The 15,341-nt window shown below is 66.6% G+C and carries 13 protein-coding genes and 1 riboswitch; of the genes, 4 read left to right on the top strand and 9 right to left on the bottom strand.

Translation table 11 applies throughout. From position 1 onward, the window contains the following. From AC27VE_RS14020 to AC27VE_RS14055, 8 genes are all read right to left on the bottom strand, one after another. Positions 1-528, bottom strand: a 528-nt coding sequence (locus tag AC27VE_RS14020; RefSeq protein WP_488704203.1) for a DUF2242 domain-containing protein, incomplete at its 3' end; no start/stop codon positions are given. A 103-nt stretch (positions 529-631) separates the two neighbouring features. Further along, complete coding sequence (locus AC27VE_RS14025) at positions 632-1,618, bottom strand: ABC transporter ATP-binding protein (RefSeq protein ID WP_488704204.1); 987 nt, start codon at positions 1,616-1,618, stop codon at positions 632-634. Beyond that, entirely contained in the window at positions 1,615-2,673 is a 1,059-nt protein-coding gene (locus AC27VE_RS14030) for an ABC transporter ATP-binding protein (protein ID WP_488704205.1), read from the bottom strand. Before AC27VE_RS14030 ends, AC27VE_RS14025 begins: the two co-directional genes overlap by 4 nt. After that, positions 2,670-3,566, bottom strand: a complete 897-nt coding sequence (locus AC27VE_RS14035; RefSeq protein ID WP_006225741.1) for an ABC transporter permease — start codon at positions 3,564-3,566, stop codon at positions 2,670-2,672. The genes AC27VE_RS14030 and AC27VE_RS14035 overlap by 4 nt, the downstream gene beginning before the upstream one ends. Before the next feature lie 4 nt (positions 3,567-3,570). After that, positions 3,571-4,524: an ABC transporter permease gene (locus AC27VE_RS14040; protein ID WP_006225740.1), complete on the bottom strand. Its 954-nt coding sequence runs from the start codon at positions 4,522-4,524 to the stop codon at positions 3,571-3,573. A 62-nt stretch (positions 4,525-4,586) separates the two neighbouring features. After that, positions 4,587-6,254, bottom strand: a complete 1,668-nt coding sequence (locus AC27VE_RS14045) for an ABC transporter substrate-binding protein (protein ID WP_006225739.1) — start codon at positions 6,252-6,254, stop codon at positions 4,587-4,589. Positions 6,255-6,448: 194 nt separating this feature from the next. Next, positions 6,449-7,723 carry a Zn-dependent hydrolase gene (locus AC27VE_RS14050; RefSeq protein ID WP_488704206.1) on the bottom strand — a complete coding sequence of 425 codons (1,275 nt, stop codon included), beginning with the start codon at positions 7,721-7,723 and terminating at the stop codon, positions 6,449-6,451. A 174-nt stretch (positions 7,724-7,897) separates the two neighbouring features. Continuing rightward, positions 7,898-9,274 carry a spinster family MFS transporter gene (locus tag AC27VE_RS14055; RefSeq protein WP_488704207.1) on the bottom strand — a complete coding sequence of 459 codons (1,377 nt, stop codon included), beginning with the start codon at positions 9,272-9,274 and terminating at the stop codon, positions 7,898-7,900. A 120-nt stretch (positions 9,275-9,394) separates the two neighbouring features. Here AC27VE_RS14055 and AC27VE_RS14060 point away from each other — a divergent pair, with 120 nt between their 5' ends. The 3 genes from AC27VE_RS14060 to AC27VE_RS14070 all read left to right on the top strand — a co-directional run bounded on the left by AC27VE_RS14060 (position 9,395) and on the right by AC27VE_RS14070 (position 12,617). Then, the gene (locus AC27VE_RS14060; RefSeq protein WP_315135545.1) at positions 9,395-10,378 is read left to right on the top strand and encodes an AraC family transcriptional regulator; all 984 of its coding nucleotides are present in this window, start codon (positions 9,395-9,397) and stop codon (positions 10,376-10,378) included. Positions 10,379-10,482: 104 nt separating this feature from the next. Further along, the gene (locus AC27VE_RS14065; RefSeq protein WP_488704208.1) at positions 10,483-11,580 is read left to right on the top strand and encodes an NAD/NADP octopine/nopaline dehydrogenase family protein; all 1,098 of its coding nucleotides are present in this window, start codon (positions 10,483-10,485) and stop codon (positions 11,578-11,580) included. Beyond that, the gene (locus AC27VE_RS14070) at positions 11,574-12,617 is read left to right on the top strand and encodes a 3-hydroxybutyryl-CoA dehydrogenase (protein WP_488704209.1); all 1,044 of its coding nucleotides are present in this window, start codon (positions 11,574-11,576) and stop codon (positions 12,615-12,617) included. The genes AC27VE_RS14065 and AC27VE_RS14070 overlap by 7 nt, the downstream gene beginning before the upstream one ends. On the opposite strand, the gene ampC is transcribed toward AC27VE_RS14070, so the two are convergent. Beyond that, on the bottom strand, positions 12,587-13,765 hold the full coding sequence (gene ampC / locus AC27VE_RS14075) for a class C beta-lactamase (RefSeq protein ID WP_488704253.1): 1,179 nt from the start codon (positions 13,763-13,765) through the stop codon (positions 12,587-12,589). The two genes, AC27VE_RS14070 and ampC, sit on opposite strands and share 31 nt — an antisense overlap. Before the next feature lie 106 nt (positions 13,766-13,871). Continuing rightward, a riboswitch (glycine riboswitch) is annotated at positions 13,872-13,962 on the top strand. Between the two features lie 140 nt (positions 13,963-14,102). Between ampC and AC27VE_RS14080 the strand changes: the two genes are divergently transcribed. Then, on the top strand, positions 14,103-15,332 hold the full coding sequence (locus AC27VE_RS14080) for a D-amino acid dehydrogenase (RefSeq protein WP_315135539.1): 1,230 nt from the start codon (positions 14,103-14,105) through the stop codon (positions 15,330-15,332). Positions 15,333-15,341: the final 9 nt, after the last annotated feature.

Genomic DNA, 15,341 nt, shown 5'->3' on the forward strand with positions numbered 1-15,341 from the left:
GGCGTCCGGCAGGAAGCGCTGCAACAGCTGGAAGAACCCTTCGTAGAACTTGGGCCGCGACACGGTCTGGCTGGCCGTCTTCACCAGCGAATCATCGCTGGACCCGAACGGCATCGACACCTGCCCCAACACGCTCACGCCCACGCTGGCGGAACTGCTGGTGCGCTTGATCGAGTAGCGGTCCTGCACGGCATTGGCGAATACCGTGGCGCGCTGGTTGGCGCTGCCATCCGAGGCGCAGTCGATATTGAAATTGATCTGGGTATGCAGCCCATCTTCACCCTGGAAATTCTTGTGCCCCGACACCCGCGCCGGATCGAACCGGTCGATGTTGTAGCCCTGGCTCAGCAAGGCGCGGCGGCCCGCGTCGCAGGCGGTGGTGCTGGCGGTGGGGAACGTGCGGGAAAACACGTCGTTCTGGGTGAAGTCCTCGCGTTCGTAGGCCGGTTTAGGGGAAGTGCATCCCGCCAAAACGACCGACAGGATGGCGAACAGAGGCAAAGCAACACGACGGGTAACGCAGGGCATAAGGGGTCCGGCTGGGAGCAACAGCAAGCATTATCGGCCAAGAATGAAAATCCATATCAGGGACAGATTGCGCCGGTGATAGGTTGAAACAGGTTTGCCGCCGCTACTGGGTCTCGGCCACCCGGATGCACCGTACCTCGTGCCCCGGCGCCACGGGCTCGATATTGGGCACCGCCGCCTGGCAGCGGGGCTGCGCCAAGCTGCAACGGGGCGCGAACGAACAGCCGGGCGGCAAGGCAGCCAGGTCAGGCGGCGAGCCCGGAATGGTTTCAAGTCGTTGCCCTTTGCGCATCGCGCCGTGCGCCCTGCCCTTCAGCAAAGCCTGCGTGTAGGGGTGGCGCGGTGCCCGCAACAGGTCGGCGACCGTGCCTTGCTCGACGATCCGGCCGCCATACATGACGGCGACGCGGTCCGCGATTTCGGCGGCCGCGCCGATGTCATGGGTCACGAAGACGATGGACAGGCCCAGTTCGCGCTGCAATTCGCGCAACAGCAGCAGGATCTGAATCTGGACGGTGGCGTCCAGCGCAGTCGTGGGCTCATCGGCCAGCAGCACCTTGGGATTGCACGACAGGGCCAGCGCGATCATCGCGCGCTGACGCATGCCGCCGGACATCTCGTGCGGATAGGCCTGCAGGCGGCGCTCCGGGCTGGGGATGCGCACCCGTTCGAACAACGACAAGGCCTGCGCACGCGCTTCGGCGGCCGTCTTGCCCGTATGCCGGCGCACCATTTCTTCGATCTGGCGGCCCACGGTGTAAACCGGATCCAGTGCCAGCAGCGGTTCCTGGAACACCATGGACACCACCGGCCCGCGCATGTCCGCCAGTTCGCGCGAGTTCATCGCCAGCACGTCGCGCCCGTCCACCTGCATCTGGCCGCGCATGCGCGTGCGGCGCGGCGGATGCAGCCGCATCAGCGCGCGCAACGTTACGCTTTTGCCCGAGCCCGATTCGCCGATCAGCGCCACGGCCTCGCCACGGCCGACTTCCAGGTTCACGCCATTAAGCGCATGCACGGTCTTCGCGCCGGCCTGGAAAGCGACTTCCAGGTTGCGGATACTGACAAGCGGTTGCGGGGCGGACGTCATGCCAGCGCTCCTGAGGCGGCGTAGCCGGAATCGGGTTGATGGATCAGGCAGCGCACGGCATGGCCGTCGCCCTGCCGCGTCAGGTCGGGCGCCTGCTGCGCACAGACGGCGCGCGCCTGGGCGCAGCGTGTGTGGAAGCGGCAACCCGAGGGCGGATCGATGGGGTTGGGCGGGTCGCCCGACAAGGGCGCGGATTCGGTGCGCTGCCCCGGCTCCATCGACGGCATGGATAGCAGCAAGGCCTGCGTATAGGGGTGACGCGGCGCGTCGAACACTTGATCCACGGGGCCGAGTTCGACGACTTCGCCCAGGTACATGACCATCACGCGGTCAGAGATGTACCGCACCACATTCAGGTCGTGGCTGATGAACATGTATGTCAGCCCGAAATCGTCCTTCAGGTCCAGCAGCAGGTTCAGTACCTGCGCCTCGACGGACTTGTCCAGCGCAGAGACCGCTTCATCCAGGATGACGAGACGCGGATGGAGCGCCAGCGCACGCGCGATGTTCACGCGTTGGCGCTGGCCGCCGGACAATTCATGCGGATAGCGGCCGGCGAATCGCTGCGGCTCCAGCCCCACGCGCCCCAGCAGTCCGCGCGCCACCGCAATGGCATCGTTCCTGGGCGTGCCGTGCACCAGCGGGCCAAAGGCGACCGAATCTTCGATAGTCATGCGCGGGTTCAACGACGAATAGCTGTCCTGGAACACCATCTGCGTCTGGCGGCGGAACTCGCGTAGCGCCAGTGCACGCGAGCCGACCGCCATGCCGTCAAACACCAGTTCGCCGCGATCCTGGGTGATCAGCTGCATCACGAGCCGTGCGGTGGTGGACTTGCCGCAGCCCGACTCCCCCACCACGCCCAGGGTTTCGCCTTTCTTCACGTCGAAGTCGACGCCGTCCACCGCACGCACGGCGTTGCCGCCCCGCTTGCGCGACAGCGGGTCCCGCTTCAGCGGAAAGTGCTTGACCAGCCCACGCACGCTCAGCAGCGGCTGGGCCGGCCCGCCCACATCGCCGTGGGCGGCGCGTGCCGTCTCGATCAGTGCGCTCATTCCTTGACCTCCATGGCGGACCGCAGCCCGTCGGACAGCAGGTTGAATGACATGGACGTGATGAAGATCATCACGCCGGGCAACGCCGCCACCCAGGGCTGGGTGTAGATCGCGGTACGCAGGGTGTTGAGCATCAGCCCCCATTCGGGTTCCGGCGGCCGCACGCCCAGGCCCAGGAACGACAGGCCCGAGGCCAGGATCATGGACACCGAGATCAGGCTGGTGGAATACACGAAGATCGGACCCAGCACGTTGGACAGCACGTGCGCCCGCACGATCGTGAACGGCGAGGCGCCCGACGCCCGCGCCGCGTCGACGTAGTCGCTGCGCCGCACTTGCGCGGTGACGCTTTCGGCCACGCGCACGACCTGCGGGATGAAGACGACGGTCAGCGACACGATGGCGTTGAAGATGCCCGCCCCCAGCGTGCCGGACAAGGCGATCGCCAGCAGCACGGACGGAAACGCGTAGAACACGTCCACCACCCGCATGATCAGCGTGCTGGTCCAGCCGCCCGCGTAGCCCGCCAGGATGCCGATGGCGCTACCCACCACGAAGGCCGCGATCACCGGGACGATGCCCATGAACAACGAGAGGCGCGCGCCCAGCATCAGGCGCGACAGCATGTCGCGCCCCAGTTCGTCGGCGCCCAGCGGATAGCCTTCGCTGCCGATGGGCCGCAGGCGCTTGAGCATCGACGCCTGGAACGGGTCCGCCGGCGAGATCCAGGGCGCCAGGATCGCCATGACGATCAGCGCCAGGATGACGGCGCCGGCGGCCAGCGCCACCGGATCGCGCCGCAGGCGGCGCAGCACGTTGGACCAGTAACCGGGCGACCGCGCCACCGGCGCCACGGCCGGGGCGGCCGCCAGGCTTGCAAGGGAATCGGTCATACGATCAGCTCCTTTCGATACGCGGGTCGAACAGGCCTTGCAGGATGTCGACGGCCAGGTTCAAGACCACGAAGAACAGCGCCAGCACCAGGATCGTGCCCTGCAGCAGCGGCAGGTCGCGCTGGAAGATGGCGGCATTGAGCAGAAAGCCCGTGCCCGGCCAGGAAAAGACGGTTTCGATCAGGATGGAGCCGCCCAGCAGGTAACCCAGCTGCAGGCCCATCACGGCCAGCGCGGTGGGCGCGCAGTTCTTGGCCACGTGCAGGAAGACGCCCAGGTCGGTCAGCCCGCGCGCGCGCAGCCCCACCACGAATTCCTGCGACAGGGTCTCGGCCACCAGCGCGCGCACGGTGCGGGCGATGATGCCCATCGGGATCACCGACATGGTCACGGCGGGCAGGATCATGTGGCGGAAATGCGCCCAGTCCGCCACCCACTCCCCCGAACCGCCCGGGCCCGCGCCGGTAGGCGGCAGCCACATCAGTTGGGTCGAGAACACGATGACCAGCACCATGCCCAGCCAATAGTGCGGCACGCTGACGCCGACGACGGACACGAACGAGGCGACGCGGTCCATCGGCGAGTTGCGGTAATAGCCGCCCACGAAACCCAGGAACGCTCCCACGACGAAACCCAGCATCGTCGCCAGACAGGCCAGCCGCAGCGTATTGCCCACGGCGTTCAGCACTTCGGCGGCAACGGGGCGGCCGGTAGCGATCGAGGTGCCCAGATCGCCATGCAGCGCGCGCCACAGCCAGCCCGCGAACTGCTCGACGAGCGGACGGTCGAAGCCGTAGAGCTGCATCAGTTGCCGCTGCAGGTCGGCGGACGCGTCGGGCGGCAGGATGGATACCAGCGGATCGCCGGGCGCCAGGTGGATCAACAGGAAACAGAGCAGCGCGACCCCCACCATGATGGGCAGGGCGTACACCACGCGCCGGAAAATGTAAGACAGCATAGGCGTCACCGGCTAGTGCGGGAAGGACGCCGCGCCAGGCGCCGTCCTTCCCGCGTTCAGGGTCAATCCATCGACATCGTGGCGATATCGATGAACCAGCTCTTGGGCTGCACCACGCCCTTGACCTTCGGCGACATGGCCCGCGGGCCGACGTCATGCGCAATCCAGACGAACGGCGCCTCTTCGACCACGCGCGCATGCAGCTTGGCGAGCGCGGCGTCGCGTTCCGTGGGCGTGAAGGTCGTGCGCGCGTCCTTGATCAAGCCGTCGATCTCGGCGTTGCCGAAATAGCCCCAGTTGTTCGACGTGGGCGGGAAGGTCTTGGTGCTGACGAAGCGCACGATGGCGAAGAACGGATCCATGGCCGCGAAGCTGACGTTGATGGCGTCGCTGCCGTTGGCCGACGGGTCCTTGGCGCCCTTGCGCCAGTTGGTGAACAGCGTGTTCCACTCCACCACGTCGAAGCTCACGTCGAAGTAGCAGTCTTTCAAGTTCTGCTGCACGAACTCGTTCATGGGCAGGGGCTGCATCTGCCCCGAGCCCGAGGCCGAGGTCTGCACCTTGACCTTCACGGGCTTGGCCTTGGAGTACCCCGCTTCAGCCATCAGCTTGCGGGCGGCGTCCGGGTCGTACCTGATGTCGAACTTGGGGTTGCCCCACCAGGGATGGCCCGGCGGCACCGTGCCCTTGGGCTCGGCCATCATGCCGCCCAGCAGCTGCTTCAGTTCGCCCCGGTTCACGCACAGGTTGGCGGCCTGGCGCACGCGCTGGTCCAACCACGGAGACCCTTCCTTGAACGACAGTTGCCACGGCCACACGTGCGGCTGCTCATTGGAATAAATGACGAAACCCCGAGCCTTGATCGCGTCGAACGCGTCGGGCGCGGGCGCCTCGATCCAATCGACCTGGCCGGACATCAGCGCGGCCGTGCGCGAGTTGGCTTCGGGCAGCGGCAGCATCACCACGCGGTCGATCTTCGGCCGGCGCTTCTCGTCCCAGTACCCGTCGTACTTCACGACTTCCAGCCTTTCGCGCGGCACGAACTTGGCCATCTTGAAGGGGCCGGTGCCTGCGGCGTCGGCCGCAAACGCGGCCCAGGCCTTCTGCGAGCGCTCGGCAGCGTCCGTCACCGACGCCGGAACCGCGGCCAGCTTCTTCTGCCATTGCGCAGGCGACGCCATGTACAGGTTGGTCAGATTGATCGGCAGGAACGAATCGGGCTCCGACGTGGTCAGCTCCACCGTCAGGTCGTCGATTTTCCGGGCAGACACCAGCGTCGGCATACGCGATGCCGTCACGCCCACCTGGCTGGGATCGAACTGCGGCGCGCTCTTGTCGAGCACCTTGCCCACGTTCCACACCACCGCGTCCGCATTGAAGTCCGATCCGTCATGGAACTTCACGCCTGGGCGCAGCTTGAACACCCACTTGGTCTTATCGGCGGCATCCACGTCCCAGGACAGGGCCAGACCGGGAATCAACACACTGGGGCCGTCCTGCTTGGACAGGTCCCACTGGGTCAGGCCGTCGTACATCGGAATACCGGTGAAGCGGTTGCCCTCGAACCCCTGGTCAGGCTGGCCCAGCGTGCGCGGGATGTCCCCCGCCGTCATGCCGATGCGCAGCACCTTTTCGGCATGCGCCGTGGCCGGCGAGAAGGCGGTGGCGCCCGCTGCCGTCAGCGCGAGCGCGGCGGCCAGGGATTTGATGCGGATACTCCGTGTCTGCATTGTGGTTCTCCAGGTACACGTGCACAGAGTTAGTACACAGAATTTGTATAAGCAAGTTCTGTGCCATGTGCAGGGCATCGGAGCGCCCGGGGCAGACACCGGGAAATGCAGTCAGGAACGGCGTGGGCCCGTGGCCGGCGGCACCACGTCAGCGCAGCGTGCGCCGCCGTGGTGCGGGCATGCGCGTCAGCGGATCATGCCGCCACGCCGGCTTGCGCCAGCATGGCGCGCAGCAGGACATTGCATCCCGCCTCCAGGTGCTCGGGGCGCGCGTCCTCGATCTCGTTGTGGCTGATGCCGTCCTTGCAGGGCACGAAGATCATCGCGGCGGGCGCCACGCGCGCCAGGTACACGGCGTCATGCCCTGCCCCGCTGACCACGTCCATGGCCGACAGCGACAAGGACTTGGCGCCTTCGCGTACCGAATCCACCAACGCGGGAGCGAAAGGCTGCGGCGCAAAGTACACCACTTGCTCCACCTGGGCGGCAACGCCCCGGGCCGCCGCCGCGGCATCCACCGCTGCACGCAACGCGGCGTCCATGGCGGACAGCGTGGCGTCGTCGGCCGCGCGCAAGTCCACCGTCATGCGCACGCGGCCGGGTATGACATTGCGGGAATTCGGAAACACGTCCATCCAGCCCACAGTGCCGCGCGCATCCGGCGCGTGCGCCAGCGCGATCTCGTTCACGGCCAGCACCAGGTCGGATGCGGCCAGCAAGGCGTCGCGGCGCAGCGGCATGGGCGTGGGGCCCGCATGTGCTTCCACGCCTGTCAGCACCACGTCGTACCAGCGCTGACCCAGGGCGGCCGTCACCACGCCGATCACGGTATCGGCCGCTTCCAGCACCGGGCCTTGCTCGATATGCGCCTCGAAGTACGCGCCCACGCCGTCCGGCTGCACCGGCGGCACGGCGGCGTCGCCGTCGTAGCGGATGTCGCTCAAGGCCTGGCGCACGCTGACGCCGTCGCGGTCCTGTTGCGACAGCGCGTGCTCCAGCGTGAAGGCGCCGGCATACACGCCAGAGCCCATCATCACCGGCACAAAGCGCGACCCCTCTTCATTGGTCCATACCGCCAGTTCCAGCGGCGCCTCGGTCTGCACCCCGGCGTCGTTCAGCGTGCGCAGCACCTCCAGGCCAGCCAGCACGCCGTAATTGCCGTCGAATTTTCCGCCGGTGGGTTGGGTGTCGATATGGCTGCCCGTCATGACCACGGGCAAGCGGTTATCGCGCCCTGGCCGGCGCGCGAAGATATTGCCGATGGCGTCGACGCGCACCTCACAGCCGGCGTCCATCGCCCAATTGACGAACAGGTCCCGGCCCTGCCGGTCCAGGTCGGTCAGCGCCAGCCGGCACACGCCCCCTTTCTCGGTGCCGCCGATGCGGGCCAGGTCCATCAAGGATTGCCATAAGCGCGCGCCATCCACGCGCAGGTCGGCCAGGGTGTGGGTTGCGGAGGCAAGCGTCATGGGAGTTCCTGTTCAGGGGACGGCCGCAGCATGCGGCATCGGTACGGGCCATTCTTGACTGTGTACCAGCGCCCTGCAAATACACAATCGCATCGCGCCGGCCTCACTGTACAGGTCGTTGCCGTCCGCCTGTACAGGTCGCGTGCGGCCCCCATGCCCTGCCTTCCTATCCGTTCAGGGCATCACCTGCGCAGGCCGCAAGGCCGCCTGCGTGCTGTCCTCCAACGCCAGGCTGCGCCGGTAGCGGGCGCACCCCGCGGCCAGCAACACGATGCACAGCACCGTCGCGCCGCCCACCAGGATGGAGAGCGACTGCCCCACCGCCGCCGGCTGCTTGAACAGGCGGTCGGTCAGCAACGCGACTGCCGTGGTTCCCAGCCCCAGGCCGATCAGGTTCGAGATCAGCAGGAACAGGGCTGACACCTGCGCGCGGATCTGGTTGGGCGGCAGGATCTGCATGGCCGCCGTGGACGTCGGCATGGGAAACGATGCGAAGAACATCGCGGGCAGCAGCAGACCCACCGACAGCCACAGGCTGTCCACCTGCGTGAAGGCCACCGCCGGCAAAGCCATGCCGACGGCGCCGATCACGCCGGCGCGCAGGGGCGCATCGCTGTAGCCGCGCTTGGCCAGCCAGTCCATCAGCCAGCCACCGCAGAACACGCCCGCGGTATTGGCTACCAGCACCACCACGCCCAGCATGTAGCCCACCTCTACCGGCGACATGCCGAACTTCCGTATGTAGAACGCGGGCGTCCAGCCCAGCAGCGCGAACAGCACCATGGCATAGAACGAAAAGCCCAGGTAATGGCAGAAGAACGTGCCCCGGTGCCGGCCCAGGAAGCGGACGGTGTCGCGCAACGTGGGCTTTTGCGCCTGGCCAGCGGCATTGCGGCGCAGGCCAAGCCGCTGCGGATCGCGCACCGTCAACAGGATCAGCAGCGCCACCAGCAGGCCGGGCAAACCCACGATGAAGAACGTGACCTGCCAGGGCCGCATCGCGCCGATCCACGGCACCACCACCGTGTCCACGCTTTTCAGCAGGTCGATGACATAGCCGCCGATCAGAAAGGCCATGCCGCCGCCGATGAACGACCCGATCGAATAGATGCCCACCGCACGCCCCAGCTTCTCACGCGGGAACATGTCGCTAAGCATGGAATAGGTGGCGGGCGACAAGGCGGCTTCGCCCACGCCCACGCCGATGCGCGCCAGGAACATCTGCGCGAAATTGCGCGACAGCCCACAGGCGGCCGTGGCCAAGCTCCAGAACGCCACCCCGATCGCGATGATCTTCGGCCGCGAATAACGGTCGGCCAGCAAGGCGATCGGAATGCCCATGAAGGCGTAGAACAGGGAAAAGGCCAGGCCGTGCAGCAGGCTGAATTGCGTGTCGGACAGCTGCAGATCGTGCTTGATCGGTTCGATCATCAGCGCCAGGATCTGTCTGTCGACGAAGGAAAATATGTACGCTAGCATGCATATCACGACGACGTACCACTCGTAGGCGTAGCTTCGTCTTGTCCCTTGCTGCCGGGTGGCGTCAGTCATGTTTTTCCCTTGGAGTGTGCCGGGATCGGGCTGCGTCCCGTTTGTCCATCTGTTGTAGGTCTTTGCGCAACAGGACTCTATACGCCGGACGCAACGACTGTTCCCACCGCGCAGGAAAGCATGTTCAACGACACCTATCCGCTGAACCGCCATTGCTTGCTCGACTCGGGCAACGCCACCGAGATCAAGGACCAGGTCAGCCAGCACCTGTGGTCGCACCGTATGTGCGTCGCTCAGGGGAAACCCTTGCAGTCACGGCTGTACGGCGTGTTCTTCGGCAGCGCGGCGCTGTTCGACCTGCACTACGGCGCGGAAGTCGAAATCGATGCCGGCGACATCGCCAGCTACTACCTGATCCGCATCACGCTGCAAGGCTCCGGCCTGGTCACGCTGGGCAAGCGCCGCGCGCTGATGCGCGAAGGTGGCCTGACGATCTCGTCGCCCTCGGAACCCAGCGTGATCAGCATCGGGCGGGATTGCCGCAACCTGATCCTGCGCGTGGAACGGCAGGCGCTGGAACACCAGTTGCAACGACTGCTGGACCGGCCGATCCGCCATGCGCTGGTGTTCGACCTGGAAGTGGACCCCGATGCGCCGGGCCTGGCCGCCGTGCGCGAAACGCTGGACTACCTGTGCCGGCTGTACCAGCACCCCGCGATCGACGGCGTGACGCAGACACTGGCGGCAGGCTTCTCCGACTATCTGCTGGCCCTGCTGCTGACGCAGTTGCCCCACAATTATTCGGACCTGCTGCGCGCCGATCGCAGGCAGCCTTTGCCCCAGCATGTGCGCCGGGCACGGGAATACATCGAAACCCACGTCGACGAATCCATCTCGCTGGCGGATCTGGCGGCGCACTGCGGCGTGTCGATCCGTACGCTCCAGAACGGCTTCACGCAGTTCCTCAAGCAAAGCCCCAGCGACTACGTGCGCAACCAGCGGCTGGCGCTGGTGCATGCGGCGCTTGAATCCGCGCGCACGGGCGACAGCGTGACCGACATCCTGCTGCGCCATGGCGTGACGAGCTTCGGCCATTTCGCCACGCATTACCGCAAGCGCTACGGCTGCCTGCCGTCGGACACCTTGCGGCAGCATCGCGGATAAGCGCGGCCCATTCCCTTGCCGGATCGGAACGGCGCTTGCGCGTTTTGCGCAGCCCGCGCCGGACGCCGCCGCTAGGATCAAGCTTCAATCGAAGGAGCTTGATCATGCGAATCAGCGTAATAGGCGGCGGCCACGGCTGCTATGCGGCGGCGGCCGAGCTGGCGGAAAAGGGGCACGAGGTGCGCTGGTGGCGCCGCGACTGCAGCGCGTTCCAGGGTTTGCGGGATGCGGGCGCGTTGACCGTCACCGACTACCGCGGCACACGCCAGGTCCCGGTGGGCGCGGGCCCTGGTCATCTGCAGCTGACGGACGCTCTGGAAGACGCGGTGACCCATGCGCAACTATTGGTCATCCCGCTGCCCGCCACGACGCACGAGGCGCTGGCGCCGGCGCTTGGCCCGCTGTTGCGCAATGGACAGGTCGTGTTCCTGCCGCCGGGCACCTTCGGCAGCTACCTCTTCGCCCGCGCCCAGAAAGACGCGGGCAATCCGGCCCGCGTCGCCTATGCGGAAACCGGCACGCTGCCCTACCTGGCCCGCAAGCACGGCCACCAGGTGGTAATCAGCGGCTACGCCACCCGCCTGCCCACGGGCGTATTCCCCAGCCGTCTGTCGGAGGACGCCCTGGCGCTGCTGCGGCAGGCCTATCCGGCCATCGAACCCATCGAGGACGGCCTGTCCGGTGCGCTGATGAATGCCGGCCCCATCATCCACCCGCCCCTCATCATGATGAACGCCGGCCCGCTGGAACATTTCGACAAGTGGGACATCCACAACGAAGGCACGCAGGCCTCGATCCGCCGCGTGACCGACGCGCTGGACGCCGAACGCATCGCCATCCGCGTCGCGCTGGGCTACGCCGCGCCGCACTTTCCGCTGGCCGACCATTACGCCCGCGAAGGCGACGAATGGATGTACGGCCGCGGCGCCCACGGCAAACTGACCGATAGCGGCGACTGGCGCGAAACCATCGACCTGCATACCCACCGCTACATGATGGAAGACACGCGGCTAGGGCTGTCGTTCCTGGTGTCTGCCGGCCGTTGGGCGGGCGTGCCCACCCCGGTGGCGCAAGGGCTGCTGAGCGTCGCCAGCGCCATCACGGGACGCGATCTGTACGCCGAAGGCCGCACGCTGGAAGGCCTGGGGCTGGACGCCCTGTCGCGCCGTGGCATGGCCGAATTGCTGGCACAAGGATGCTGACCATGGCCGACAGAATCTGCGTGATCGGCGCCGGCCGCATGGGCGAAGGCATCACCCTGTCATACCTGCTGGCCGGGCGGGACGTGACGCTGATCGACATCAAGCCGCGGCCCCCTGCGGAACAATCCGCGCACGACGCACGCGTGCTGGCCAACCTGCGCCGCGAGCTCGCCACGTTCGGCCAACTGGGGCTGCTGGACGCCGGCCAGGCGGATGCCGTGATGGGCCGCGTGCGGCTGTGTCGGCGCGACGACGCCGCGGCTGACCTGCAAAGCGCGCGCATCGTGTTCGAGGCCGTGCCGGAGCGGCTGGACGCCAAGCGCGATGCCTTCCAGTGGCTAGGGGAAACCTGCGCGCCAGACGCCGTCATTGCATCCACCACGTCCACCTTCCTGGTCACCGAACTGGCCGAACTGGTGACGCACCCCGAGCGCTTCCTGAATGCGCACTGGTTGAACCCCGCCGCCTTGATTCCGTTGGTGGAAGTCAGCCAGGGGCCCAAGACGCGCGACGCTGCTGCCCAGCAGTTGCTGGAGGCACTGCGCCAAGCGGGCAAGGTGCCGGTGCAGTGCGCGCCGTCCGCCGGCTACATCGTGCCCCGCATCCAGGCACTTGCCATGAACGAGGCGGCCCGCATGGTGGAGGAAGGCGTCGCCAGCGCCGAAGACATCGATACCGCCGTGCGGCTGGGCTTCGGGCTGCGCTTTTCGGTGCTGGGCTTGCTGGAATTCATCGATTGGGGCGGCGGCGACATCCTTTACTACGCCTCGCGCTACCTGTCCGAAGCCATCGGCCCCCGCTTCGCCTCACCTGAAGTCATTGCTCGCAATATGGAGAAAGGCCGCAACGGCCTGCGCGACGCCCAGGGCTTTTACGACTACGCCGGCATGGACGTGGACGCCTACAAATTGGAGCGTCTGGGGCAGTTGTGCCAGCGGCTGGAAATCATGGGACTGCTGCCGCGGGCGGGCAGAGCCCCTGCCGAACCCCGAACCGCCGCTGACGCTCAGCGTGCGAGTTCTTCCAGTATCCGGTAGGCCAGCCGCACGCGGGCCTCGTTCGGATAGTTCTTGTTGGCCAGGATCACGACGCCCGCCTTCCTGGCCGGCACGAACGCCACATAGGCCCCGAAGCCGTTGGTCGATCCCGTCTTGTTGATCCACACGGCATCCTGCGGTGCAAGCGGGGGAGTCAGTTCGGCCGCCGGATGGCTCTGGCTGTTCAGCGTGCCCGCATTCGCTGTCAACAGCGCATCCAGCGTGGCGGGATAGGCAAGCTGCTCCCAGGCCAGGTCCTGCGTCATGTCCCCTATCCGGTAATAGCCCACGTGCGTGCGGGCGACGGCGCGCTGGATCGCGGCGTCGCCCGCCGTATTCAGATTGGCCTCGACAAAGCGCAGCAGGTCGCGCGCGCTGGTCTTCACGCCATAGGCCTCCGCCGCCAGCACGCCCGGATTCACGCGCACCGGCGCATCCTGTTTGTTGTATCCCTGAGCGTAGTCGCCCATCGCGGCGGCAGGCACGTCGATGTAAGTGTGCGACAAACCCAATTTGGGAAACAGCGTCTTTTCCATGGCGTTGGCGAACGGTTCGCCCAGGCTCTTGGCGGCCACCACCCCAAGCATCCCGATGCTGGGATTGGCATAGGTGCGGTACGTGCCCGCTGGGTACTGGGGCGTCCAGGCCTTCAGGTAATCCATCAACTGCGCGTCGTTGCGCACGGCGTCGGGCACCTGCAGCGGAAAGCCCCCGCCGGTATGCGTGCCCAGATGGACGAGCGTCAGCTTCCCGAAATCCGACCCCTGCAAGACGGGCAGGAAGCGCGCGGGGCTGTCGTTCAACGACAGCTTTCCCAGGACTTCGGCATAGGCTGCCAGGGTCGCGGTGTAGGTCTTGCTGATCGAGCCCACCTCGAACAGGGTGTCGCGGCTGACTTTGGCCTGGGTCTGGCGCGAGGCCACGCCATAGCTGTAGAACTGCTGCCGGCCGTCCCGGGTGATGGCGATCGCCATGCCCGGCACGCCGTATTCGCGCATCACGGCCTGCGCGGCTTCGTCGATGCTGCGGCTGGCCGTGGTCGGGTCCACGGGAGGCGTCGGCGCGGCAAACGCCTGCGCAGCGCCTGCGCCCAGCGCCAAAACCGCCAGCCCCGACAAGGCGATGCGCCGGGTCCTTTCAACATGCATTCTCATGGTCCTATCCCTTCATTTCCAGCCGCTGCCGACCGCCCGACATAGTACTTACCCTGAATCCAATCCGACAAGAACTTGGCTATTCTCTATTCCGTCGATTCAAAACCGCGCAGAAGAGACTGGCCCTTGCGGCCGGCGCCGACGGAGCAACCGCCCCGGAAACTCTCAGGCAACAGGACTGCGCGCGTCTAGACAATCTGGAGAGAGGCGCCGTGCGCGCCCACCGAAGGGGATCCCGCCGCCGTCAGCGCAGCGGGTGAAGCTCTCAGGTACCAAGACAGATGGGGTGCGGCGGCCAGTTCGGGCCGCGGCCACTCAATCTGGAGCCATCATGCCCCGCATCGCCATCATTGGCGCCGGTATCACCGGCGTCACGTCCGCCTACGCCTTGTCCAAGCTGGGATACCAGGTCACCGTCTACGATCGCCAGCGCTATCCCGCCATGGAAACGTCCTACGCCAATGGCGGCCAGCTGTCGGCCAGCAACGCCGAGGTCTGGAACAGCACCGCCACCGTCCTGAAGGGCCTGCGCTGGATGTGGCGCAAGAACGCGCCGCTATTGCTGAACCCCAAGTTCAGCTGGCACAAGTATTCGTGGCTGGCGCAGTTCATGGCGCAGATCCCGAACTACCGTGAAAACACCATCGCCACCACGCGGTTGGCGATCGAAGCGCGCCAACATCTCTTCGACATGGCAGAAGCCGAAGGCATCGACTTCGACCTGGAACGCCGGGGCATCCTGCACATCTACCACGACGCGGCCAGCTTCGACGCCGCCCGCCGTTCGAACGCGCTGCTGCAGGCAGGCGGCCTGGAGCGGTACGCGGTATCCGGCAGCGAAGCCCGCAATATTGAACCCACGCTGCAAACGGATTGCCACGGCGGTTTCTACACGCCGTCGGACGCCACCGGCGACATCCACAAATTCACGAGCGGCCTGGCGCGCGCGTGCGAACGCCATGGCGTCACGTTCGTGCAGGACGCCGACATCGAGCAGATCAGCCGCGACAGCCGTCCCTATGTGCTGGACGTCCTGCGCGAAGGCGGCACCCTGCGCGAGCAGCATGAAACCGATGCCATCGTCATCTGCGCCGGCGCCGTCAGCCGCAAGTTCGCGCGGCAGATGGGCGACACGCTGAACATCTATCCGGTCAAGGGCTATTCCATCAGCGTCCACCTGGACGACGCGCAAAGCCGGGACGCCGCCCCCCGTGTCAGCCTGCTGGACGAAGCGGCCAAGATCGTCACCAGCCGGCTGGGTGACCGCTTCCGCGTGGCCGGCACGGCGGAATTCAACGGCTTCAACATGGACATCCGCGCAGAACGCGTGCAGCCGCTGATCGACTGGACGCGCAAGCATTTCCCCAACATCCGGACATCGCGCGTGGTGCCCTGGTGCGGCCTGCGCCCCATGACGCCCAACATGATGCCGCGCGTCGGCCCGGGCAAGCGCCCGGGGGTGTTCTACAACACGGGCCACGGCCACCTGGGATGGACCCTGTCGGCGGCCACCGCGCAGATGCTGGCGGCAAGCGTCGGGAAGACGCTGCCGCCGGCCTGACGCCGGCGA

It is taken from the genome of Achromobacter sp. 18P8.1.1 (assembly GCF_057799415.1).

Excerpts from the sequence above, each read along its gene's own strand:
- AC27VE_RS14025 (WP_488704204.1), bottom strand. The coding sequence starts at position 1,618 with ATGACGTCCGCCCCGCAACCGCTTGTCAGTATCCGCAACCTGGAAGTC.
- AC27VE_RS14030 (WP_488704205.1), bottom strand. The coding sequence starts at position 2,673 with ATGAGCGCACTGATCGAGACGGCACGCGCCGCCCACGGCGATGTGGGC.
- AC27VE_RS14035 (WP_006225741.1), bottom strand. The coding sequence starts at position 3,566 with ATGACCGATTCCCTTGCAAGCCTGGCGGCCGCCCCGGCCGTGGCGCCG.
- AC27VE_RS14040 (WP_006225740.1), bottom strand. The coding sequence starts at position 4,524 with ATGCTGTCTTACATTTTCCGGCGCGTGGTGTACGCCCTGCCCATCATG.
- AC27VE_RS14045 (WP_006225739.1), bottom strand. The coding sequence starts at position 6,254 with ATGCAGACACGGAGTATCCGCATCAAATCCCTGGCCGCCGCGCTCGCG.
- AC27VE_RS14050 (WP_488704206.1), bottom strand. The coding sequence starts at position 7,723 with ATGACGCTTGCCTCCGCAACCCACACCCTGGCCGACCTGCGCGTGGAT.
- AC27VE_RS14055 (WP_488704207.1), bottom strand. The coding sequence starts at position 9,274 with ATGACTGACGCCACCCGGCAGCAAGGGACAAGACGAAGCTACGCCTAC.
- AC27VE_RS14060 (WP_315135545.1), top strand. The coding sequence starts at position 9,395 with ATGTTCAACGACACCTATCCGCTGAACCGCCATTGCTTGCTCGACTCG.
- AC27VE_RS14065 (WP_488704208.1), top strand. The coding sequence starts at position 10,483 with ATGCGAATCAGCGTAATAGGCGGCGGCCACGGCTGCTATGCGGCGGCG.
- AC27VE_RS14070 (WP_488704209.1), top strand. The coding sequence starts at position 11,574 with ATGCTGACCATGGCCGACAGAATCTGCGTGATCGGCGCCGGCCGCATG.
- ampC (WP_488704253.1), bottom strand. The coding sequence starts at position 13,765 with ATGCATGTTGAAAGGACCCGGCGCATCGCCTTGTCGGGGCTGGCGGTT.
- AC27VE_RS14080 (WP_315135539.1), top strand. The coding sequence starts at position 14,103 with ATGCCCCGCATCGCCATCATTGGCGCCGGTATCACCGGCGTCACGTCC.